Here is a 21,426-nt window from a genome sequence, read left to right on the forward strand (position 1 = left end):
TCGTCACCGCGTGGCCCCCGCCCCGGTGAACCCGATGAACCCGGCGAATGCGAGAGGGGCCCCGCCATGCGGCAGGGCCCCTCGTACGCGTACGGACGGCTCCCGGCTAACGCGAACGCTTCGCGAGGCGCTCCACGTCCAGCAGGATCACGGCCCGTGCCTCCAGGCGCAGCCAGCCGCGGCCCGCGAAGTCGGCGAGCGCCTTGTTGACCGTCTCCCGGGAGGCGCCGACGAGCTGGGCCAGCTCCTCCTGGGTCAGGTCGTGCACGACGTGGATGCCCTCCTCCGACTGCACGCCGAAGCGGCGCGAGAGGTCGAGCAGGGCGCGCGCGACGCGGCCCGGCACGTCGGAGAAGACCAGGTCGGACATCTGGTCGTTGGTCTTGCGCAGGCGCCGGGCGACGGCGCGCAGAAGCGCGGCGGCCACCTCGGGGCGGGCGTTCAGCCAGGGCTGGAGGTCGCCGTGGCCGAGGCCGAGCAGCTTGACCTCGGTCAGTGCGGTGGCCGTGGCGGTGCGCGGGCCCGGGTCGAACAGCGACAGCTCGCCGATCAGTTCACCGGGGCCGAGGACGGCCAGCATGTTCTCGCGCCCGTCCGGGGACGTGCGGTGGAGCTTGACCTTGCCCTCGGTGACCACGTAGAGCCGGTCACCCGGGTCGCCTTCGTGGAACAGGGCGTCACCGCGCGCGAGGGTCACCTCACTCATGGAGGCGCGGAGCTCCGCGGCCTGCTCGTCATCGAGCGCCGCGAAGAGCGGGGCGCGCCGCAGAACGTCGTCCACGAGTTCTCTCCTTGTCGACCTGCTCAGGGGATCTTGCTCCCCGGTTAACGGGGACCGTGTTCCCCATCTTGCCGGACGGTCCAAACAGTGTGATCTGTCACAAGGATGCCGCACGGGTGTCCCGGCCAGTGTGGCAGGGGGCCAATTGGGCGCCGATCTCCGGGGTCCGGGGCGGATGTCAGTGCCGGGCTCTAGGCTGGCCGGGTGTCCAAATCGCCGGTGAGAGCACAGGCCAAGGGGGCTGAGCGGGTGGCCCCGGAGGGTGATTCCGCTGTGGGCGAACAGGGCGCGGGCGGGGGTCGGAATGCGGAGAAAGCGGCAGAGGTGATGTCGGTGGAGAAAGCCGCCAAGAAGGTGACCGGAACGGCCGAGGCGGGTGGGACGGACGTGAAGGGCACCCCGGAGGAGCGGGCCGCGCGGCCGGGCGCGCCGGTGAAGAAGGCCACGCCGGTGAAGAGGGCTGCCTCCGCGGCGGCGAAGAAGCCGGCTGTGTCGAAGGAAGCCGCGGCGAAGGAAGCGGCGAAGGGGCCGGCCGCGACGGAGAAGGCCGCGAAGGAGTCGGCCGCGACGGAGAAGGCCGTGGCGAAGGAAGCTGCGACGAAGAAGACCGCGCCCAAGAGGGCCGCCCCTGCGAAGTCGGCCGCGAGCAAGAAGGCCGCCCCTGCGAAGTCGGCTGCCACCAAGCCCGCCTCCAAGACCGTCGTTTCCAGAACCGCCGCCTCCAAGGCTGCCCCTTCCAAAACCGCCGCCTCCAAGGCTGCCGTTGCCAAGGCCGTCGGCCCGAAAGCCGCTTCCCAGGGCGCTGCCTCGAAGCCCGCTTCCCAGGGCGCTGCCTCGAAGCCCGCTTCCCAGGCCGCCGCCGCTCCGAAGCCGGCCCGCAACGAGTCGCCCACCGCGCTCGTCCGGCGTGCCCGCCGAATCGACCGCGAGCTCGCCGAGGTCTATCCGTACGCCCATCCCGAGCTGGACTTCGAGAACTCCTTCCAACTGCTCGTGGCCACGGTCCTGTCCGCCCAGACCACCGACCTGAGGGTCAACCAGACGACCCCCGCCCTCTTCGCCAAGTACCCCACTCCCGAGGACCTGGCCGCCGCCAACCCCGAGGAGGTCGAGGAGATTCTGCGCCCGACCGGCTTCTTCCGGGCGAAGACCAGGTCTGTCATAGGTCTGTCCAAGGCTCTGTCGGAGGAGTTCGGCGGCGAGGTGCCCGGCCGCCTCGAAGACCTCGTCAAACTGCCCGGTGTGGGCCGCAAGACGGCCTTCGTGGTGCTCGGCAACGCCTTCGGGCGCCCCGGCATCACCGTGGACACGCACTTCCAGCGGCTCGTGCACCGCTGGCAGTGGACGGCGGAGAAGGACCCGGACAAGATCGAGACCGCCGTCGGCGCGCTCTTCCCCAAGAGCGACTGGACGATGCTCTCGCACCACGTGATCTTCCACGGCCGCCGTATCTGCCACGCCCGCAAGCCCGCCTGCGGCGCCTGCCCGCTCGCCCCGCTCTGCCCGGCGTACGGGGAGGGCGAGACGGATCCGGAGAAGGCGCGAAAGCTCCTCAAGTACGAGAAGGGCGGCTTCCCCGGCCAGCGGCTGAACCCGCCGCAGGCGTACCTCGACGCGGGCGGCATCCCGGCTCCGCCGCTGGCGGCCGGATGAGGCCCGGTGCGATGCCCGGTGCGATGCCCGGTGCGATGCCCGGGAGCCGTCCGGCATCGACGGAACCGATCGACGGAACCAACATGGCAGCCGCAGGCGTTGGAAGCAGCAGAACGGGGGTGGCGGTGACGCGCGCGAGCAACACACAGGGCGGCGAGGCGACAATCAGCAAGGACGGCCTGCCCGGCTGGCTCGATCCGGTGGTGCACGCCGTCGAGACGGTCGAGCCGCTGCAGCTGAGCCGTTTCCTGCCGCCCGAGGACGGCGCCGGCCGCCAGTCGGCCGTACTGATCCTCTTCGGAGAGGGCGAGAGGAAGGCCGGAAGCGGCGGCGACGGCGGTGATGGCGGCGGCGGGCCAGAGCTGCTGCTCATGGAGCGGGCCAGTTCGCTGCGCTCCCACGCCGGTCAGCCCTCCTTCCCGGGCGGGGCCCTCGATCCCGAGGACGGCGATCCGCAGGGCGACGGCCCGTTGCGGGCCGCGCTGCGCGAGGCCGAGGAGGAGACGGGGCTCGATCCGTCCGGCGTCCAGCTCTTCGGCGTCCTGCCCAAGCTCTACATCCCGGTGAGCGGCTTCGTCGTCACGCCCGTGCTGGGCTGGTGGCGCGAGCCGACACCGGTCGGGGTCGTCGACCCGAACGAGACGGCCCGGGTCTTCACGGTCCCCGTGGCGGATCTCACGGATCCGGCCAACCGTGCGACCGCCGTGCACCCAAGTGGCCACAAGGGTCCGGCATTTATGGTCGAATCGGCCCTCGTGTGGGGCTTCACGGCCGGGATCATCGACCGCCTGATGCACTACTCGGGCTGGGAGCGCCCGTGGGACAGGAACAAGCAGGTCCCGCTGGACTGGCGCGCGTGACAGGGTGGCCCTTGTGAACGTGCTGGACATCTTGTTGCTGGTCGCCGCCGTGTGGTTCGCGATCGTGGGCTACCGACAGGGGTTCGTCGTCGGCATCCTGTCGGTGATCGGCTTCCTGGGCGGTGGGCTCGTCGCCGTCTATCTGCTGCCCGTCGTCTGGGACGGCGTGACCGACGAGGCCGAGGTGAGCACGACCGCCGCCGTCGCCGCGGTCGTCATCGTGATCGTCTGCGCCTCCGTCGGCCAGGCCCTGACCACTCACCTCGGCAACAAACTGCGCCGGTTCATCACCTGGTCGCCGGCCCGTGCCCTCGACGCGACCGGCGGGGCCCTCGTCAACGTGGTCGCGATGCTCCTGGTCGCCTGGCTGATCGGCGCCGCCCTCGCGCAGACCACGATGCCCACGGTGGGCAAGGAGGTCCGCGGCTCCAAGGTGCTGGCAGGGGTGCAGGAGGTGCTGCCCTCGGACGCGGACACCTGGTTCAAGGACTTCACCTCGGTCCTCGCGCAGAACGGCTTCCCCCAGGTCTTCAGCCCGTTCTCCGAGGAGCCCATCAAGGACGTCGATCCGCCCGACCCCGCGCTCGCCAACAGCGCGGTCGCCGTGAACGCCCAGCGGTCCATCGTCAAGGTCGTAGGCACCGCCCAGAGCTGCGGCAAGGTCCTGGAGGGCACCGGCTTCGTCTTCGGCCAGCGGCGCGTGATGACCAACGCGCACGTGGTCGGGGGCGTCGACGAGCCCACCGTCCAGATAGGCGGCGAGGGCAGGAAGTACGACGCGACGATCGTCCTCTACGACTGGGAGCGCGACATCGCCGTACTCGACGTACCCGATCTGCGCGCGCCCGTGCTGGAGTTCACGACCGCGGACGCGAGCAGCGGGAAGAGCGCGATCGTCGCCGGCTTCCCGGAGAACGGCTCGTACGACGTCCGTCCCGCGCGCGTGCGAGGTCGCATCACGGCCAGCGGCCCGGACATCTACCACCGCGGCACGGTCCGCCGCGATGTCTACTCCCTGTTCGCGACCGTCCGTCAGGGCAACTCGGGAGGCCCGCTGCTCACGCCCGACGGCAAGGTGTACGGCGTGATCTTCGCGAAGTCCCGCGACGACTCGGACACCGGTTACGCGCTCACGGCGGACGAGATCCAGGAGGACATCGCCCGGGGGCGCACCGCCAGCCAGCAGGTGGACAGCGACAGCTGCGCGCTCTGAGCGGCCCTCTCCGGGCGGATCCCCTACGGACGAGTCCCGTACGGACGACTCCCGTACGGCGAGTCCCGTACGGGGTTCAGGGACGGGGGTGGCGCAGGCGCATCGAGACCCAGCGGGCTCGACGGCGCAGGATGCGCGGGATTCCCACCTTCAGATCGGTCCCCGCGAGGTGCGGGGAACCTCCTTGGTGGGAGCTCAGACCGTGGCCCGAGCGGCGATTGCGTGCTGCGTCACTGTAGTCGTGCGTCCAGCCCATACCCCGACGTCTGCCCCTGCCCCAAGGTCGATAACCGCCCCATGGGCCCCCAATTGGCGTATGCGCCGGGCAATTGGCTGTTCGTAGTACAGCTGTTCCCGTCCTGGCCCGTTCTCGGGTGCTGGGCGCGCCGGCACGCCGTCACCGGTCCCGTCGCCTCACCGGTCCGGTTCGGGATCCTTGAGCCAGTTGATCAGCTCGGAGGAGAAAGCCGCGGGGTCCTCCTCGTGCGGGAAGTGTCCCAGCCCGTCGAACAGGCGCCAGCGGTACGGCGCTTCGACGTACTCCCCGGAGCCGGCCGCGCTGCGTGTGCGCAGTACCGGATCGAGTGAGCCGTGCAGATGGAGCGTCGGCACCCGCACCGGCCGCTTCATGCGCCGGTTGAACTGGATGCCGTCCGGACGGGCCATCGAGCGGACCATCCAGCGGTACGGCTCGATCGCGCAGTGCGCGGTGGACGGGATGCACATGGCCCTGCGGTACGTCTCCACCGCCTCGTCGTCGGGCAGCCGCGGCCCCGACCAGTCCCGGATCAGCCGCCCTACGAGCGCCCCGTCGTCCGCGATGAGCTGCCGCTCGGGGAACCAGGGCCGCTGGAACCCCCAGATGTAGGACCCGGCGGCCGTCTGCTTGACGTCGGAGAGCATCGCCGAGCGCCAGCGCCGGGGGTGGGGCATCGAGGCGACCACGAGCCGCCGTACCAGCTTGGGGCGCATCACCGCGGCCGTCCACGCCAGGTATCCGCCCAGGTCGTGGCCGACCAGCGCGGCATCGGGCTCGCCCAGGGACCGGACGACGCCCGTGATGTCGAGGGCGAGGTTGGCGGGGTCGTAACCCCGGGGAGTACGGTCGCTGCCGCCCACGCCCCGCAGGTCCATGGCGACGGCCCGGAATCCCGCGTCCGCGAGGGCGGTCAGCTGGTGCCGCCACGTCCACCAGAACTGCGGGAACCCGTGTACGAGCATGACCAGTGGCCCGTCGCCCACTTCGGCGATGTGGAACCGGGCGCCGTTCGCGGCGACATCCCGGTGGATCACCTCGCGCCCGCCGGGAAGGCCGAGCCGTACGGCCGAGGCGGGGTGCGACGATGAGGGCTGGGTGGATGCGGGGTGCGCCGAGGGTGTGGCGGGGTCCGTCATGAGGACGAGCGTGCCACAACCTCGACCGCGTCACTTACCGGGGCGGGCCGGGGGTGCGGCTTGGCATTCTGGAGAACGCCCGCCGTCTCCTTCATGGACGCGGCCACCTTCTGCGGGCCCTTGCTCCGCTTGGCCTTCTTCGCGAAGACGACGCCGACCAGCACCAGGAGCACGGCGAGGAGGACGTTCGCGGCGAACGACAGCAGGAAGCAGACCGCGAGGTTCCAGTCGCTCCAGGTCCGAATGGCGTACGCCAGTGCGAAGTTGAGCATCGGCAGGGAGAACAGCAGTACGGCGGCGGCCACCGTGAACGCGCCGCCGCTCGTCGCGCCGCGCTTCACGTCCTGCTTGAGCTGTGCTTTCGCCAGCGCGATCTCGTCGTGCACCAGCGCGGACATCTCGGTCGTCGCCGAGGCGAACAACTGGCCGATGCTGCGTTCGGCGCCGACCGGGCTGCCGTCGGGTGCGCTCATCGAGATCTCCCTGTTGTCTTGGTCGTCTTGCTCGGATGTCTGAACGTACGTGCTCGGTGTCCGTACCTGACCACGTGTCTGACGTCTACGTGTCAGATCATGCCGGACCGTCACCCTCGTCGCCCGCCCCGCCCACCACTTCGGCAAGCCGGTCCCGCTCGGCGGCCTCCAACTCGGCGGCCTTGAGCCCGGCGATGCGCCGGTGTTCTGCCGCCTTCCCCTCGTAGATGTCGGCCATGCGCAGGTGGTACGCCGGATCGTGCTCCTCGTAGACGTCGGGGATGCCGTCGAGGTCGTCGTCCCGCTCCTCCGCCTCCCACAGCCTGCGGTACCTGGCGTTCCGTACCTTCAGCAGCACGGTCGCGGTCAGCGCGGCGATGAGGGAGCCGGCCAGTACCGCGGCCTTGACCCCGTCGGTGAGCGCGGGGTCGCCATCGAACGCGAGTTCACCGATCAGCAGCGAGACGGTGAACCCGATCCCGGCGAGCGAGGCGACGGCGAAGACGTCGGCCCAGGCGAGATCGTCGCTGAGGGAGGCGCGGGTGAAACGTGCAGTCAGCCAGGTCCCACCGAAGATCCCGAGGGTCTTCCCGACGACGAGCCCGAGCACGACCCCGAGCGTCTCGGGCTCCGTGAAGACATCCCCCAGCACCCCGCCGGACACCGAGACACCCGCGCTGAACAGGGCGAACAACGGCACGGCGAGCCCGGCCGACAGGGGCCGCACCAGATGCTCGACGTACTCGCCGGGCGAACGCTTCTCCCCCTCCTCGGTCCGGGTCGTGCACCGCAGCATCAGGCCCATCGAGACACCGGCGATGGTGGCGTGGATGCCGCTGTTGTACATCAGCCCCCAGATGACGAGCGCGAGCGGAACGTACACGTACCACCCGCGTACGCCCTTGCGCAGCAGCAGCCAGAAGACGGCGAGTCCGACGACCGCGCCGCCGAGCGCGGCGAAGTTCAGGCCGTCGGTGAAGAAGACAGCGATGATCAGGATGGCGAAGAGGTCGTCGACGACGGCGAGTGTGAGCAGGAACGCGCGCAGGGCGTTCGGCAGGGACGTGCCGATGACGGCGAGCACGGCGAGCGCGAAGGCGATGTCGGTGGCCGTGGGCACGGCCCAGCCGGCGAGCGAACCGCCGCCGGTGACGTTGGTGAGCGTGTAGACGAGCGCCGGTACGGCCATTCCGCACAGGGCGGCGACGACGGGCAGCGCGGCTGCCCTGGGGTCGCGCAGATCACCGGCGACGAGTTCGCGCTTGAGTTCGATGCCGGCGACGAAGAAGAAGACGGCCAGCAGCCCGTCGGCGGCCCAGTGTTGGAGGGAGAGGTCGAGCCCGAGGGCGGCGGGCCCGACGTGGAAGTCGAGGACCGCCTCGTAGCTGTCCCTGATCGGAGTGTTCGCCCAGATCAGCGCGGCGATCGCGGCGACGAGCAGCAGCACCCCGCCGACGGTCTCGGTCCGCAGGGCGTCCGCGACGTACGTCCGCTCGGGCAGAGACAGCCGGCCGAGGAGCTTGCGGCTGGCGGTGCGGGGGGTGGCCACGGGGATTCCTCCGGTCGGTGGGCAGCACAAAACGCCTGCCGACCAGACTTCCCGGCGCACCTTGTCGATCCTCGCGGATCCTGTCGCGTTGTTGACGCGATCCCCAGCCTACTCAAGGTGCGCGGGTTGTGTCGTCCGGAGGAACCCTCCAGTCCCTCTAGTCGATGTCCTGCCGTCTCTTGTCGGTCTCCGGTCCTCTTCTAGTCCTCGCTGCCCGCCGCGGGCAGCTTCGTCTGGATGAGGTCCATGACGGTGGAGTCGGTAAGGGTGGTCACGTCCCCCAGCTCCCGGTTCTCGGCGACGTCACGCAGCAGGCGGCGCATGATCTTTCCGGAGCGCGTCTTGGGGAGCTCCGCGACCGGCAGGATGCGCTTGGGCTTGGCGATCGGGCCGAGGACGTCACCGACGTGGTTGCGCAGTTCGGCGACGAGCGTGTCGGTCTCGGAGGCGGTGCCGCGCAGGATGACGAAGGCGACGATGGCCTGCCCGGTGGTCTCGTCGGCGGCACCCACGACGGCGGCCTCGGCGACCGACGGGTGGGACACCAGCGCCGACTCGACCTCCGTCGTCGAGATGTTGTGCCCGGAGACGAGCATGACGTCGTCCACGCGGCCGAGCAGCCAGATGTCGCCGTCGTCGTCCTTCTTGGCGCCGTCACCCGCGAAGTACTTGCCCTCGAACCGGGACCAGTAGGTGTCGAGGAACCGCTGGTCGTCGCCCCAGATGGTGCGCAGCATGGACGGCCACGGCTCGGTCAGCACCAGGTAGCCGCCGCCCCCGTCGGGCACTTCGCGTGCCTCGTCGTCGACGACGGTCGCCGAGATCCCGGGCAGCGCCCGCTGCGCGGACCCCGGCTTGGTCTCGGTCACCCCGGGCAGAGGGGAGATCATCATGGCGCCGGTCTCGGTCTGCCACCAGGTGTCGACGATGGGCGTCACGTCGCCGCCGATGTGCTTGCGGTACCAGATCCACGCCTCGGGGTTGATCGGCTCGCCCACCGACCCCAGCACCCGGAGGGAGGAGAGGTCGAACTTGGCGGGGATGTCGTCGCCCCACTTCATGAACGTACGGATCGCGGTCGGCGCCGTGTAGAGGATCGTCACCCCGTACTTCTGGACGATCTCCCAGAAGCGTCCCTGGTGGGGGGTGTCCGGCGTCCCCTCGTACATCACCTGGGTCGCGCCGTTGGCCAGCGGCCCGTACACGATGTACGAGTGCCCGGTGACCCAGCCGACGTCGGCCGTGCACCAGTAGACGTCGGTCTCCGGCTTGAGGTCGAAGACGGCGTGGTGGGTGTAGGCGGCCTGGGTGAGGTAGCCGCCGGAGGTGTGCAGGATGCCCTTGGGCTTACCCGTCGTCCCCGAGGTGTAGAGGATGAACAGCGGCTGCTCGGCCTCGAACGCCTCGGGTGTGTGCTCGGCGCTCTGCCGCTCGACGACCTCGTGCCACCACACGTCCCGGCCCTCGTGCCACTCGACGTCCTGCCCGGTACGGCGGACGACGAGCACGTGCTCCACGTTGTCGACGCGCTCGACGGCCGCGTCGACGGCGGGCTTGAGCGCGGACGGCTTGCCGCGCCGGTAGCCGCCGTCCGTGGTGATGACGATCTTGGCGTCGGCGTCCTGGATGCGGGTGGCGAGCGCGTCCGCGGAGAACCCGCCGAAGACGACACTGTGCGCGGCACCGATACGGGCGCAGGCGAGCATCGCGATCGCCGTCTCCGGGATCATCGGCATGTAGACGGCGACCCGGTCGCCCTTCTCGACTCCCAGCTCCAGCAGGGCGTTGGCGGCCTTGGAGACCTCGTCCTTGAGCTCGGCGTAGGTGATCGCCCGGCTGTCGCCGGGCTCCCCCTCGAAGTGGATGGCTACCCGGTCGCCGTTCCCGGCCTCGACGTGCCGGTCGACGCAGTTGTACGCGACGTTGAGGCTGCCGTCCTTGAACCACTTGGCGAACGGCGGGTTCGACCAGTCCAGCGTCTCGGTCGGCTCGGTGGCCCAGGTCAGTCGGCGGGCCTGCGCGGCCCAGAAGCCGAGCCGGTCAGCCTTGGCCTGTTCGTACGCCTCCGCCGTGACGTTGGCAGCTGCGGCCAGATCGGCGGGTGGCGCGAACCTGCGCTCTTCCTTGAGCAGGTTGGCCAGGCTTTCGTTGCTCACGACATCTCCCTTTCCCAGGGTGTCCGTTGTGTCCCAGGCCACAGCTCATCAGACCGGGGGCCAGCTGACAAGGGCCGACGGAAAATTGGTTTAGACCTTTAGATCCGGAGATCTCCAGGCCGGTCCGTCCCGTCGGCGCGCCTCTTCGTGAGGGGGACAACCAAGGTCACGTACACGACGGTCGCCCGGTTCACCCGTCCACCCTGTTCGGGCTCCCTTGAACTCCTTCGGCCTTGCTCAGGCGGACAGCCCGGCCGCCCGCACATGATCGAAGACTTCGTCCCCGCCCACCGTCCCGGTCAGCAGATACGCCTGCGCCTCACCCACATGGAAATACATCCCGTGCAGATCGAGCGCACCCTCCCGCAGCGCCCGCGCCACCGACTCGTGCGTCCTCAGGTGCTCCAACTGCTGGACCACATTGGTCAGGCCGAGCTGTTCGACCGCGTCGGCGGGCGCCCGTCCGGCGAGCCGGGCCCAGGGCCGGTCCGTCGCGGCCATCCGCTCCAGGCTCGGCAGCCCGTGCCGCAGCCACCGCCTGAGCGGCGTCCGCGCCCCGTCGGGCTCCATGTCCAGCAGCGCCTGCATGGCTCCGCACCCGGAGTGCCCGCACACCGTGATGGACCGCACCTTCAGCACGTCCACCGCGTACTCGATCGCCGCGGCCACCGAGTCGTCCCCGCTCTCCTTGCCGGGCAGCGGCACCAGGTTGCCGACGTTCCGTACGACGAACAGGTCGCCGGGACCACTGGAGGTGATCATCGACGTGACGAGGCGCGAGTCGGCGCACGTCAGGAACAGCTGCGAGGGCTGCTGCCCCTCACGCGCCAGCCTGGCCAGCTCACCACGCACCAGCGGCGCGGTGTTCCGCTGGAACGCGCTGATACCGCGCGCCAGTTGATGCCCGCTCGGCTCGACGGCGCCGGACGATCCCGCGGAGTCCGCCGGGCCGGGCGAGCCCGGGGTACCGATGGGACCGCCCGCTCCGCCCGCTCCGCCTGATCCGTCCGCCGTCTCCCCGCGCCCCGGTCCGGACTCCGGGCCATCGCACTGGTGGTTGCGCCAGGGTGTCCAGGGCCGGCAGCGGCACTCGGAGGCGTTGGCGGGCTCGGCGATCCGTGTCCCCGACCGGCCGGTCACCTCGACGGTGCCGCCCTGTGCGGTGTGCGTGTTCTGCCAGTGCTGCAGTGTTTCGTACGCCGCATGGTCCATGAACGACCCGTCCAACTCCACGACGACGGCGGCCCCTCGGGGTACGAGGTGCAGGGTCCGGCTGAGCCGGGGCACCGCGAGGAACGTCAACTGTCCTCGGATGTGTACGTAATGGACTCCCCCTCCTCTTTCGTCGTCTCTCTCTTCGTGGGTGATCCGGGTGCGGGCGAGGCGGTTCAGGGCGACGGTCACGGCGACCGCGACGCCCAGCGTCACTCCTTCGAGGACGCCGAAGACGACGACGCCCACGGTCGTCACCGCGTAGACCAGGACCTCGCGGTGGCGGGTCACCGTGCGAATGTGGTGCAGGGACACCATCTGGATGCCGACGGCCATCACCAGGGCGGCGAGTGAGGCGAGCGGGATCAGCTCCAGGATCGGAACCATCAGCAGCGCGGCGACCACTACGAAAACGCCGTGCAGCATCGTGGAGTTCCGGCTCACGGCACCGGCTTGCACATTCGCCGAACTCCGCACGGCCACACCCGCGACCGGCAGTCCGCCGAGTACCCCGGACACGACGTTGGCGGCGCCCTGGCCGAGCAGCTCACGGTCCAGGTCGGAGCGGCCGACGCGGGCCGCGGTTTCCGGCCGGCCTGACTCTCCGGTCATCAGCTCCGGCCGGGAGGACACCAGTTTGTCCACGGCGACGGCGCCGAGCAGTGACTGGACGCTGCACACCAGCGTGGTGGCGAGCACGGCGGCGACGACGCCGAGCACGGGCCCTTCGGGCAGTCCGGCCAGCGCGTGGCTGCGCCAGGACGGCAGGTCGACCTTGGGCAGGCTCAGCCCGGCGAGCGCGGCGGTGAGTGTGGCGCCGCTGACCGCGACCAGCGCGGCCGGAACCTTGCGCAGCACGCCCCCCAGCCGGCCGGGAAGCCGTGGCCAGAGCAGCAACAGGGTCAGGGTCAGCCCGCTCATCGACACGGCGACGGGGTGCAGGTCGGCCAACTGGGCGGGCAGGGCGCGGAGGTTGTTGAGGACGGAACTCTCCGGCGTACCCCCGAGGACGATGTGCAGCTGGGCGACGGCGATGGTCACGCCGATCCCGGCGAGCATGCCGTGGACGACTGCGGGGCTGACGGCGAGCGCCGTGCGGGCCACGCGCAGGCAGCCGAGGCCGAGTTGGGCGAACCCGGCGAGGACGGTGATGGCACAGGTCGTACGCCATCCGTACCGCTGAATGAGTTCGGCGGTGACGACGGTGAGCCCGGCGGCGGGGCCGCTCACCTGGAGCGGGGAGCCGCCGAGCCGTCCGGCGACGAGTCCGCCCACGGCGGCGGCGACCAGGCCGGCCTGGAGCGGGGCGCCGGTGGCGAGGGCGATGCCCAGGGAGAGGGGCAGGGCGATCAGGAAGACCGCGATGGAGGCCGACACGTCGGCGCCCGCGATGCGGAAGCGGCGGGGCGGGGTCGGTGGTGGTGGGGGGTCGTGGGGCTGGTGCATGCGCTTCGTCCGAGTCGGTTCGGGGGCGCGAGTGGGGACGCAGGCAGACATGTTTCCCGTCTCCTCCGGGGCGGCGCGGTCGCGGAACAGGTGGTCCCCCGTCGATGGCGGGGGGTCGGGTCGCGGCCGTGGGTCACGGCGTGCAGTGGCGGGACCTTCAACGCTCGGTAATTGGATCGTAATGCACAGTAAAGGGCGTCTATGTAATTTCGGGGCAAATGGGTTAATAAATCACTCCGGAGGGTGAACTGAACTTTTGATCGGCTTGTCGTACTAATTCATTCCTGGTCCTCGTGCCACCTTGACGGCGCCGCGCCCGAAAGCGCTGGCCCGAACGAAGGAAGAGGTGGGCGGACATGGCCGTCACCAAGAGGATCGCCGCGGGCGTCGTGGCCGTCGCGGCCTGTGCCGCGTCACTCGCCGGCTGCGGGGCGGGAACCACCGGCTCCTCCGGTGCGAAGGAAGGCACGCACGGAGCGAGGAAGGCGGCGCCGGCCCCGGCACCCAAGAGCGCGGTCCGGCTGATCGGCGACGGTTCCACCGCGTACACCGGAGCCCAGCCCTACCAGCCCAGGCCCGAGCGCCTCGAGCCCGGCCAGAAGCCGCCCCAGTTCGTCGTCTTCTCCTGGGACGGCGCGGGCGAGGACGGCCAGCGGTTGTTCTCCCACTTCCGCAAGGTGGCCAAGGCCAACAAGGCGACGATGACGTACTTCCTGAGCGGTGTGTACCTGCTCCCGGAGGCCAAGCGCGACCTCTACCGGCCGCCCCAGCACTCACCGGGCCGCTCCGACATCGGCTTCAACGACGAGCAGGGCATCGCCGACACCGTGCAGCAGCTGCGGCTCGCCTGGCTGGAGGGCAGCGAGATCGGTACCCACTTCAACGGTCACTTCTGTGGCAGCGGAGGTGGCGTCGGCGAGTGGTCGGTGGAGGACTGGAAGGATGAGATCGCCCAGGCGAAACGTTTTGTGAAGTCCTGGAAGACCACCACGGGCATGAAGAAGGCGTCCCCGCTGCCCTTCGACTACGAGAAGGAACTCGTCGGCGCCCGCACACCCTGCCTGGAAGGGCAGAAGAACTTCATGAGCGCGGCCCGCGAACTGGGCTTCCGCTACGACACGAGCGGCGTCAACGACCAGCTCTGGCCCGCGAAGAAGCAGGGCCTGTGGGACCTCTCCCTGCAACTCGTCCCGGTCCCCGGCCGCAGCTTCGAGACGCTGACCATGGACTACAACTTCTACATGAACCAGTCCGGTGCGCGTACGGGCGACGAGGGCCGGCACGAGCACTGGGGCGACCAGTTCCGCGACGGTCTGCTCAAGGGCTTCGAACGCGCCCACGACGGCAACCGGGCGCCGCTGGTCATCGGCAACCACTTCGAGTCCTGGAACGGCGGCGTCTACATGCGTGCCGTCGAGGAGGTCATCGAACGCGTCTGCACGAAGGCCGACGTCCGGTGCGTCTCCTTCCGGCAGCTCGCCGACTGGCTGGACGCCCAGGATCCGCAGACGCTGGCGAAGTTGCGGACCCTGGGAGTCGGCGAGGCCCCGAAGGAGGGCTGGAAGACCTTCCTGGCGGGGCGGCCGGTCCCGGCACCCAAGGGAGTGCCCGGGGCCCCGGCGGCCAAGCGGTAACGCTCCGCTGGGTGCGGGTCGTGCGGGTCGTGCGGGTCGTGCGGGTCGTTCGGGCGGTTCGTCGGGTGCGGGTCGGTGGGGGCTGGTCGCGCCCACGCGGCGGAGCCGCAGATCAGATCCAGCCCCGCGCCCGTTCGGGGCGCCCCTATCGGGGCGCCGTAGTTGCCGCCAGCTGCTCGCCCAGGACGAAGCCGGGGTCGACCTGGGCCGCCAGGTCGACCCCGGTGCGGGCGTTGGCCCAGGAGTGGGCGTTCTTCAGGTGGAAGTGGACCATCTGGTGCGTGTAGCGCTCCCGGTCGCGCAGCTCGTACGTGGCGTCGACGGCCTTGTGCAACCGGCGCAGGGAACGGCGGTTGGCGTCCTCCAGGAGCTCGAACCGGGAGGACCGGCCCTTCTCCAGGGCGCGCACCCAGTCCGAGTGCCCGACCGTTTCCAGGAGGTCGTCCCCGACTTCGGCGCGGAGGAAGTCGAGGTCGTCCTGGCCCTGCACCTTGTTGCCGACGACCTTCAGGACGACCCCGAAGTCCTGGGCGTACTCCTTGTACTGGCGATAGACGGAGACTCCCTTCCGGGTCGGTTCGGCGACGAGGAACGTGATGTCGAAGCGGGTGAACAGACCGGACGCGAAGGAGTCGGAGCCCGCGGTCATGTCGACGACGACATACTCGCTCGGGCCGTCGACGAGATGGTTCAGGCACAGCTCCACCGCGCCCGTCTTGGAGTGGTAGCAGGCCACTCCGAGATCGGCTTCGGTGAACGGGCCGGTGACCATCAAACGGACGGCGCCGCCGTCGAGTTCCACCGGCCGCGCGCAGGCGTCGTACACCGGATTGGTCTCCTGGATCCGCAGCAGGCGCGAGCCCGCGCCGGGCGGCGTCGTTTTGATCATCGCGTCGGCGCAGGCGATGCGCGGGTTCGTGCCGCGGAGGTACTCCTTGATGAGCTCCATCCGCTCGCCCATCGCGGGCATCGCGGCGGCCTCGGCGTCGTGGAGGCCGAGCGCGGCGCCCAGATGCTGGTTGATGTCGGCGTCGATGGCGAGGACCGGCGCCCCGGACGCGGCGAGGTGGCGAACGAACAGGGAGGACAGCGTGGTCTTGCCGCTGCCGCCCTTCCCGACGAAAGCAATTTTCATGTTCACTAACGGTAGTGGGGAGACTGCCCAAAGTGTCCAGGGGCGTGAGGAAGTCCACTCCTTCGTGGGTGGGCTCCCCGGAGTGCGTAGGGTCGTACTCATGAGTACGACAGACGCGACCGCCGACCCGCTCGCGGCCCTGGGATCACTGCCCGGGGTGGCCGACTCCGTGGAGTCCGTACGCAAGGCCGTGGACCGGGTCTACGGGCATCGCATCATGCGGCGGCGCAGCAACGCGATCACCGGCGAGGCGGGGTTGCGCGGTGCGCGCGGCTCCGCGGCCCTCTCCGGTGCCGACTGGGCTCTCGAAGAAGTGCGCCGGCGCACCGACTTCAGCGGTGACGACGAGGCCAGGGTTGTCGGCGCGGCTCTCCGGCTGACCGCGGAGGCGGGCCAACTCCTGTCCATCTGGCGCCAGTCGCCGCTGCGCGTGCTGGCCCGGCTGCATCTGGTCGCCGCCGCGGGCACGGGTGACGAGGTGGGGCGCCCACGGCAGGACGGTGAGCCGGTCGACGAGCCGCTGGTCGAACTGCCGCTGCCGAACGCGGCCGAGGTGGCCGGACGGCTGGAGGGACTAGCGGAGCTGATCATCGCGGGAGGCTCGGCCCCCGCCCTGGTCACGGCCGCGGTCGTGCACGGCGAACTCCTCGCGCTGCGGCCCTTCGGGTCCCACAACGGCCTCGTCGCGCGTGCGGCCGAGCGGATCGTCCTGGTCGGCAGCGGCCTCGACCCCAAGTCCGTGTGCCCGGCCGAGGTCGGCCACGCGGAACCCGGCCGCGCGGCCTATCTGGCGGCGCTCGACGGCTATGTCTCCGGCACTCCGGAGGGCATGGCGGCGTGGATCGCCCACTGCGGCCGGGCGGTCACGCTCGGGGCACGGGAGTCGACGGCCGTGTGCGAGGCGCTGCAACGCGGGGCGGCATAGGAGAAAACGGCACGGGGAAACGAAAAGGCCCTCCGTGGAGGGCCTTCAACGGGTTGCGGCGGTACGAGGATTCGTACCGCCGCCAGCATGTCCACCCGGGTTACCAAGCGTCCTCGTATTTTTGCCCATCAGGTCGGGAACTCGGCCCGTAACCTGGTGCGGCTGGCCCGTAATCGACGGGTCGACGTCGCGTGGGTGCCCAGTGTTCATGCTCGGTCCGTGGGGCCAAATGCGTTATTAAGGTGATCCTTTCGGATGTCCTTGGTCTCGCGGGCCGTTGAGTCCTTTCTACTCCTGGACCGGGGCAAGCGGAAGCCCTGACTGCACTTCTTTACTTTTGTCCTCAAACGGGAGTGAATCGGGCGCTGGTGTGCCGGATGTCCCTGGGCGGGGCGGGAGGGGCGGCTCAGACGACGGTCGGTCGGCGCTTGCTCGCGTACCAGACGAGACCCGCCGTCGCCGCCGCCGCGCCTATCGCGGCGGCGGCGACCAGGGCCGGACGCGGTGGTACGGAGAGCGCGGGCAGACGCTGCTTCAGCCTGACCGGGCGGTGGAAGTCCAGGATCGTCCACCCACGGGCGATCGCCTCCCGGCGCAGAGCGCGGTCCGGGTTCACGGCGTGCGGATGGCCGACGGACGCCAGCATGGGGACGTCGGTGATGCTGTCGCTGTACGCGTAGCAGCGTGCCAGGTCGTACCCCTCGGACTCGGCCAGCTCCTTGATCGCCTCGGCCTTGGTGGGCCCGTACGCGTAGTACTCCACCTCGCCCGTGAAGCAGCCGTTGTCGCCGACGACCATCCGCGTGGCAACCACCCGGTCCGCACCGAGCAGTTCGCCGATCGGCTCGACGACCTCCGCACCCGACGTGGACACGATCACCACATCACGGCCGGCGGTGTGGTGCTCCTCGATGAGGGTGGCCGCCTCGTCGTAGATGATCGGGTCGATCAGGTCGTGCAGCGTCTCGGCGACGATCTCCTTGACCAGCTGGACGTTCCAGCCGCGGCACAGCGCGGACAGATACTCGCGCATACGCTCCATCTGGTCGTGATCGGCACCGCCCGCCAGGAAGACGAACTGGGCATACGCGGTACGCAGGACGGCCCTGCGGTTGATCAGCCCGCCTTGGTAGAACGACTTGCTGAACGTGAGCGTGCTCGACTTCGCAATGACCGTCTTGTCCAGGTCGAAGAAGGCGGCTGTGCGGGGCAAGGAGTGGTTTTCCACGAGGCTGAGCATAGGGCCCTCCATTCGGCGTAAGGTGTGGCGGGTGGGTTTGCCTGAGATGGGTCTCGGGTACACCATGGAAGTCACGGATCGTTCGCGACCGTGCTAACCCGGTCCGGCTCCTCCCCCCCGAGTCGAACCGTGGGGACGACCCCCGCTCTCCCCCCCCGGCGGGGGTCGTCGCATGTCCGGGCGGGTTTTCTTTTTCCCCCAGCGCACTCTCCGCGGCTGTGACGCCGTCCGAGGCGGCTCCGGCCGCCTCTTTCGCATGCTCACATGCTGTCACTGTGGGTAACTGAAGTGCTGCTCTGTGGAAAGTCGTACAGGGGTCACCTGTTTGGGTGAGAGGGATATCCACAACCGCCAGGTTGTCCACAGATTTAGATCAAGATCCACACGATTTCCGGGTTCGCTGCACCGTGATTCCAGCGCGTTCCGCCGACGGCCAGTTCATGGCCGGTTCCGTTTGGCGGACGCGTTTGGCCGGTTTCTGTCGGCCGTTCATATAGCGAAGGGGGCCGGAAATCATGGCGGGAGCCATCACACACGACAACGATCAGCCCGCGGCCGGGGGACGGCAGAGCGGACCGCTGATCGTCACCGAGGACGCGGACCTGCTGGACGACCTGTTGCGCCTGTGCGCGGCGGCCGGTGCCACACCCGAAGTGCACCACGGGGTGCCCGAGCGAGGCGGCGGCTGGGAGGCCGCACCGCTCGTCCTGGTCGGCGACGACGCCGTACGGCGGGTGTGCGGGGCCGCGCGCCGACGGGGAGTGGTGCTGGTCGGGCGGGACCAGGACGACTCCGGGGTCTGGCGGCGAGCCGTCGAGATCGGCGCCGACCACGTCCTGATGCTGCCCGACGGCGAGCAGTGGCTCGTCGACCGGATCGCCGACGTCGCCGAGGGTGTCGGCAGGCCGGCGCTCACCGTCGGCGTCATCGGCGGCCGGGGCGGGGCCGGAGCGTCCACGCTGGCCTGCGCGCTCGCCGTCACCTCCGCGCGCGAGGGACTGCGCACCCTGCTCGTGGACGCGGATCCGCTGGGCGGCGGACTCGACGTACTCCTCGGTGGCGAAACGGCCGACGGACTTCGCTGGCCTGCCTTCGCCGCCTCACGCGGCCGGGTCGGCGGTGGCGCTCTGGAGGAGTCGCTGCCGAACCTGCACTCCCTGAGGGTGCTGAGCTGGGACCGCGGAGACTGCGTGGCCGTCCCGCCCCAGGCCGTACGGGCGGTGCTCGCCGCGGCCAGACGGAGCGGTGGCGCGGTCGTCGTCGATCTCCCGCGCCGCATCGACGACGGTGTCGCGGAGGTCCTCGCCCAACTGGACGTCGGGATCCTGGTGGTCCCGGGCGAACTGCGCGCCGTCGCGGCGGCCGGCCGGGTGGCGTCCGCCGTCGGCATGGTCCTGCGCGACCTGCGTGTGGCCGTACGAGGGCCCTACACGCCGGGACTGGACGACCAGGAGGTGGCCCGGCTGCTCAACCTGCCCTTGGCCGGCGAGGTCCCCGTCGAATCGGCCCTGTCGCGCCCGCACGAGGGCAAGGCGCCGCCGGGAGCGGCGGCACGCGGACCGCTGGCCCGGTTCTGCACCGTGTTCTGGGAGCGGGCGCTGGCCGAGGCAGGCACCGTATGAACGGCGTGCGTTGGGACGAAGGGCCGGGGGCACCCGCCGGGCTGCTGGACGGCGTACGGCAGTGGCTGGCCGAGAGCGGGGCCGAGGCGACACCCGCGCGCGTGGCGCAGGCCCTGCGGGAGCAGGGGCGGGTGCTCGGAGACGCCGAAGTGCTGGGCGCCGCCGAGCGGTTGAGGTCGGAGCTGGTCGGCACCGGCCCGCTGGAGCCGCTGCTCGCCGACCCGTCGGTCACCGACGTACTGGTGGCGGCCCCGGACCGGGTGTGGGTGGACCGGGGCGGCGGACTGGAACTGACCGCCGTCTCCTTCCCGGACGCGGGCGCCGTACGACGGCTCGCGCAGCGTCTCGCCGCGGTGGCCGGACGGCGGCTCGACGACGCCCGTCCGTGGGTCGACGCCAGGCTGCCCGACGGGACCCGCCTGCACGCGGTGCTGCCTCCGGTGGCCGTCGGCTGCACCTGCCTGTCGCTGCGGGTGGTACGGCCGCGCGCGTTCACCCTGGACGAGCTGATGGCCGCGGGGATGATGCCGCCGGGTGGCGACCGGGTGCTGCGGGCGTTGCTCGACGCACGGCTGTCCTTCCTGATCAGCGGCGGCACGGGATGCGGCAAGACAACGCTGCTGAGCGCGTTGCTGGGGCTGGTCGGCCCAGGTGAACGGATCGTGCTCGCCGAGGACTCGGCGGAGCTGCGGCCCGACCATCCGCACGTCGTACGGCTGGAGACCAGACCCGCCAACCAGGAGGGCGCGGGCCTGGTCACCCTCCAGGACCTGGTGCGGCAGGCGCTGCGGATGCGGCCGGACCGGCTGGTCGTCGGGGAGGTCCGGGGCTCCGAGGCGCTCGACCTGCTGGCTGCCCTCAACACGGGGCACGAAGGGGGCTGCGGGACGGTTCACGCGAACGCCGCGGCGGACGTGCCGGCCCGGCTGGAGGCGCTGGGTACGGCCGCGGGGCTCGACCGGGCCGCACTGCACAGCCAGTTGGCGGCGGCGCTGTCGGTGGTCCTGCATCTCGTCCGTGACCGGGCCGGGCGGCGCCGGATCGCCGAGGTGCATGTGCTGGAACGGGCCCCCTCGGGGCTGGTGGTGACGGTGCCGGCGCTGCGGTGGAGCGAGGAGGCGTTCGCGTACGAGCGGGGGTGGGAGCGGCTGCGGGGGCTGCTCCGCGCCGGCGGTGACAAGGGACAGGGGAGTGAAGGCACGTGACGGTAACGGGAGGGCTCGCGGTGGGCGCGGCCGGGATGTGCGTCGGGGCGGTCTGCTGGCTGCTGGGTGGGCGGTGTCCGGGGGTGCGGCGGGCGGAGTTGCTGCTCGCCGGGGGTGGGGACGTGGGGGCAGGGCCGCCTCCGGGGGAGCGCGTGGTCGGTGAACTGCGGCGGCTGCGCGGACGGTTGCGGACCGAGTGGTGGTCGGTGGCCGTCGGGCTGGTGGTGGCGCTGCTGGGCGCCTCCGTCGTGCCGGCGCTGGTGGGCGCGGCCGGGGTACCGCTGCTGCGCCGGGTCAGGCTGGCCGGTGGGGTACGGCGGGCCCGGGAGCGGCGGGGCGACGAGGTGATCGCGTTGTGCGGGGCGCTCGCCGGTGAGGTGCGCGCCGGGCGGCAGCCGGGGGAGGCGCTGCTGCGGGCGGCACGGGACTCCGGCGGCCTCGGTGAGGTGCAGGCGTCGGTGCTGGCGGCGGCACGGTTCGGCGGAGATGTCCCCGGGGCGCTCGCCGCGGCGGCCCGACAACCGGGCGCGGAGGGGCTGTTGGGCCTCGCGGCGTGCTGGCGGGTGGCCGTGGACCAAGGTGCCGGACTGGCGGCGGGGCTGGACCGCCTCGAAGGGGCCCTGCGTGCCGACCGGGACCAACGCGCGGATCTGCGCGCCCAGTTGGCGGGCGCCCGGTCGACGGCGGTGATGCTCGCCGGTCTGCCGGTGCTGGGCCTTGTCCTGGGCACGGCACTGGGCGCCGACCCGCTGCACGTGCTGCTGCACACCGGCGCCGGACTGGGCTGCCTGCTGGTCGGCGGTGCGCTGGAGGGCGCGGGCCTGTGGTGGGCGCTGCGGATCGTGCGGGGAGCGGAGGCGGCATGAGGGCCGGGGGAGTGGATGACGGGGGCCGTCTCGGTACGGCTGTCGAGCGTGGCCGGAGAAG

17 protein-coding genes are annotated in these 21,426 nt (G+C 70.8%); 8 read left to right on the plus strand and 9 right to left on the minus strand.

Features of this window, described 5'->3' with window-relative positions; genetic code table 11:
- Window positions 1–106 precede the first annotated feature (106 nt).
- Window positions 107–781, minus strand: a complete 675-nt coding sequence (locus tag IEY89_RS16400) for a Crp/Fnr family transcriptional regulator (protein ID WP_006382668.1) — start codon at window positions 779–781, stop codon at window positions 107–109.
- 579 nt (window positions 782–1,360) lie between these two features.
- Here IEY89_RS16400 and nth point away from each other — a divergent pair.
- From nth to IEY89_RS16415, 3 genes are all read left to right on the plus strand, one after another.
- Window positions 1,361–2,434 (plus strand): endonuclease III, encoded by a 1,074-nt coding sequence (nth, locus tag IEY89_RS16405; protein ID WP_189148209.1) that lies wholly within the window; start codon window positions 1,361–1,363, stop codon window positions 2,432–2,434.
- Between the two features lie 125 nt (window positions 2,435–2,559).
- Window positions 2,560–3,294, plus strand: a complete 735-nt coding sequence (locus IEY89_RS16410) for an NUDIX hydrolase (protein WP_189148125.1) — start codon at window positions 2,560–2,562, stop codon at window positions 3,292–3,294.
- A gap of 13 nt (window positions 3,295–3,307) precedes the next feature.
- A complete protein-coding gene (locus IEY89_RS16415; RefSeq protein ID WP_189148126.1) occupies window positions 3,308–4,507 on the plus strand; it encodes a MarP family serine protease in 1,200 nt (399 codons plus the stop codon).
- 76 nt (window positions 4,508–4,583) lie between these two features.
- Here IEY89_RS16415 and IEY89_RS40660 read toward each other — a convergent pair whose 3' ends face one another.
- The 6 genes from IEY89_RS40660 to IEY89_RS16440 form a co-directional block, all read right to left on the minus strand.
- Window positions 4,584–4,763 (minus strand): hypothetical protein, encoded by a 180-nt coding sequence (locus IEY89_RS40660; protein ID WP_229695258.1) that lies wholly within the window; start codon window positions 4,761–4,763, stop codon window positions 4,584–4,586.
- A gap of 158 nt (window positions 4,764–4,921) precedes the next feature.
- Window positions 4,922–5,902 (minus strand): alpha/beta fold hydrolase, encoded by a 981-nt coding sequence (locus IEY89_RS16420; RefSeq protein ID WP_189148127.1) that lies wholly within the window; start codon window positions 5,900–5,902, stop codon window positions 4,922–4,924.
- A complete protein-coding gene (locus IEY89_RS16425) occupies window positions 5,899–6,375 on the minus strand; it encodes a phage holin family protein (protein ID WP_189148128.1) in 477 nt (158 codons plus the stop codon). The genes IEY89_RS16420 and IEY89_RS16425 overlap by 4 nt, the downstream gene beginning before the upstream one ends.
- Before the next feature lie 97 nt (window positions 6,376–6,472).
- On the minus strand, window positions 6,473–7,924 hold the full coding sequence (nhaA, locus tag IEY89_RS16430) for a Na+/H+ antiporter NhaA (RefSeq protein ID WP_189148129.1): 1,452 nt from the start codon (window positions 7,922–7,924) through the stop codon (window positions 6,473–6,475).
- A 200-nt stretch (window positions 7,925–8,124) separates the two neighbouring features.
- Window positions 8,125–10,122, minus strand: a complete 1,998-nt coding sequence (acs, locus tag IEY89_RS16435; RefSeq protein ID WP_189148130.1) for an acetate--CoA ligase — start codon at window positions 10,120–10,122, stop codon at window positions 8,125–8,127.
- 195 nt (window positions 10,123–10,317) lie between these two features.
- Window positions 10,318–12,789 carry a bifunctional SulP family inorganic anion transporter/carbonic anhydrase gene (locus IEY89_RS16440; protein WP_189148131.1) on the minus strand — a complete coding sequence of 824 codons (2,472 nt, stop codon included), beginning with the start codon at window positions 12,787–12,789 and terminating at the stop codon, window positions 10,318–10,320.
- A gap of 305 nt (window positions 12,790–13,094) precedes the next feature.
- On the opposite strand from IEY89_RS16440, the gene IEY89_RS16445 reads away from it, so the two are divergent.
- Window positions 13,095–14,372: a polysaccharide deacetylase family protein gene (locus IEY89_RS16445; RefSeq protein WP_189148132.1), complete on the plus strand. Its 1,278-nt coding sequence runs from the start codon at window positions 13,095–13,097 to the stop codon at window positions 14,370–14,372.
- A gap of 145 nt (window positions 14,373–14,517) precedes the next feature.
- On the opposite strand, the gene IEY89_RS16450 is transcribed toward IEY89_RS16445, so the two are convergent.
- On the minus strand, window positions 14,518–15,507 hold the full coding sequence (locus IEY89_RS16450) for an ATP-binding protein (RefSeq protein WP_189148133.1): 990 nt from the start codon (window positions 15,505–15,507) through the stop codon (window positions 14,518–14,520).
- A gap of 100 nt (window positions 15,508–15,607) precedes the next feature.
- Here IEY89_RS16450 and IEY89_RS16455 point away from each other — a divergent pair, with 100 nt between their 5' ends.
- Window positions 15,608–16,432, plus strand: coding sequence for a Fic family protein (locus tag IEY89_RS16455; RefSeq protein ID WP_189148134.1), 825 nt, complete (start codon window positions 15,608–15,610; stop codon window positions 16,430–16,432).
- Window positions 16,433–16,838: 406 nt separating this feature from the next.
- Here IEY89_RS16455 and IEY89_RS16460 read toward each other — a convergent pair whose 3' ends face one another.
- On the minus strand, window positions 16,839–17,672 hold the full coding sequence (locus tag IEY89_RS16460; protein WP_189148135.1) for an HAD family hydrolase: 834 nt from the start codon (window positions 17,670–17,672) through the stop codon (window positions 16,839–16,841).
- 515 nt (window positions 17,673–18,187) lie between these two features.
- Here IEY89_RS16460 and ssd point away from each other — a divergent pair.
- Genes ssd through IEY89_RS16475 form a run of 3 tightly spaced genes read left to right on the plus strand, consistent with a single transcriptional unit; the run spans window position 18,188 to window position 21,365 of the window.
- Window positions 18,188–19,294 (plus strand): septum site-determining protein Ssd, encoded by a 1,107-nt coding sequence (gene ssd, locus IEY89_RS16465; protein WP_189148136.1) that lies wholly within the window; start codon window positions 18,188–18,190, stop codon window positions 19,292–19,294.
- Entirely contained in the window at window positions 19,291–20,499 is a 1,209-nt protein-coding gene (locus IEY89_RS16470; protein ID WP_189148137.1) for a TadA family conjugal transfer-associated ATPase, read from the plus strand. Before ssd ends, IEY89_RS16470 begins: the two co-directional genes overlap by 4 nt.
- A gap of 35 nt (window positions 20,500–20,534) precedes the next feature.
- Window positions 20,535–21,365 (plus strand): type II secretion system F family protein, encoded by an 831-nt coding sequence (locus tag IEY89_RS16475; protein ID WP_373287250.1) that lies wholly within the window; start codon window positions 20,535–20,537, stop codon window positions 21,363–21,365.
- The last annotated feature ends 61 nt before the right edge of the window (window positions 21,366–21,426 follow it).

Origin of the sequence: Streptomyces lacrimifluminis, from assembly GCF_014646095.1 — a bacterium.
Taxonomy (GTDB): domain Bacteria; phylum Actinomycetota; class Actinomycetes; order Streptomycetales; family Streptomycetaceae; genus Streptomyces; species Streptomyces lacrimifluminis.

What these genes read in the sequence shown, in the direction of transcription:
- IEY89_RS40660 (WP_229695258.1), bottom strand. Translation starts at nt 4,763, where the DNA reads ATGGGCTGGACGCACGACTACAGTGACGCAGCACGCAATCGCCGCTCG.
- IEY89_RS16420 (WP_189148127.1), bottom strand. Translation starts at nt 5,902, where the DNA reads ATGACGGACCCCGCCACACCCTCGGCGCACCCCGCATCCACCCAGCCC.
- IEY89_RS16425 (WP_189148128.1), bottom strand. Translation starts at nt 6,375, where the DNA reads ATGAGCGCACCCGACGGCAGCCCGGTCGGCGCCGAACGCAGCATCGGC.
- IEY89_RS16440 (WP_189148131.1), bottom strand. Translation starts at nt 12,789, where the DNA reads ATGTCTGCCTGCGTCCCCACTCGCGCCCCCGAACCGACTCGGACGAAG.
- IEY89_RS16445 (WP_189148132.1), top strand. Translation starts at nt 13,095, where the DNA reads ATGGCCGTCACCAAGAGGATCGCCGCGGGCGTCGTGGCCGTCGCGGCC.
- IEY89_RS16450 (WP_189148133.1), bottom strand. Translation starts at nt 15,507, where the DNA reads ATGAAAATTGCTTTCGTCGGGAAGGGCGGCAGCGGCAAGACCACGCTG.
- IEY89_RS16455 (WP_189148134.1), top strand. Translation starts at nt 15,608, where the DNA reads ATGAGTACGACAGACGCGACCGCCGACCCGCTCGCGGCCCTGGGATCA.
- IEY89_RS16460 (WP_189148135.1), bottom strand. Translation starts at nt 17,672, where the DNA reads ATGCTCAGCCTCGTGGAAAACCACTCCTTGCCCCGCACAGCCGCCTTC.
- ssd (WP_189148136.1), top strand. Translation starts at nt 18,188, where the DNA reads ATGGCGGGAGCCATCACACACGACAACGATCAGCCCGCGGCCGGGGGA.
- IEY89_RS16470 (WP_189148137.1), top strand. Translation starts at nt 19,291, where the DNA reads ATGAACGGCGTGCGTTGGGACGAAGGGCCGGGGGCACCCGCCGGGCTG.
- IEY89_RS16475 (WP_373287250.1), top strand. Translation starts at nt 20,535, where the DNA reads ATGTGCGTCGGGGCGGTCTGCTGGCTGCTGGGTGGGCGGTGTCCGGGG.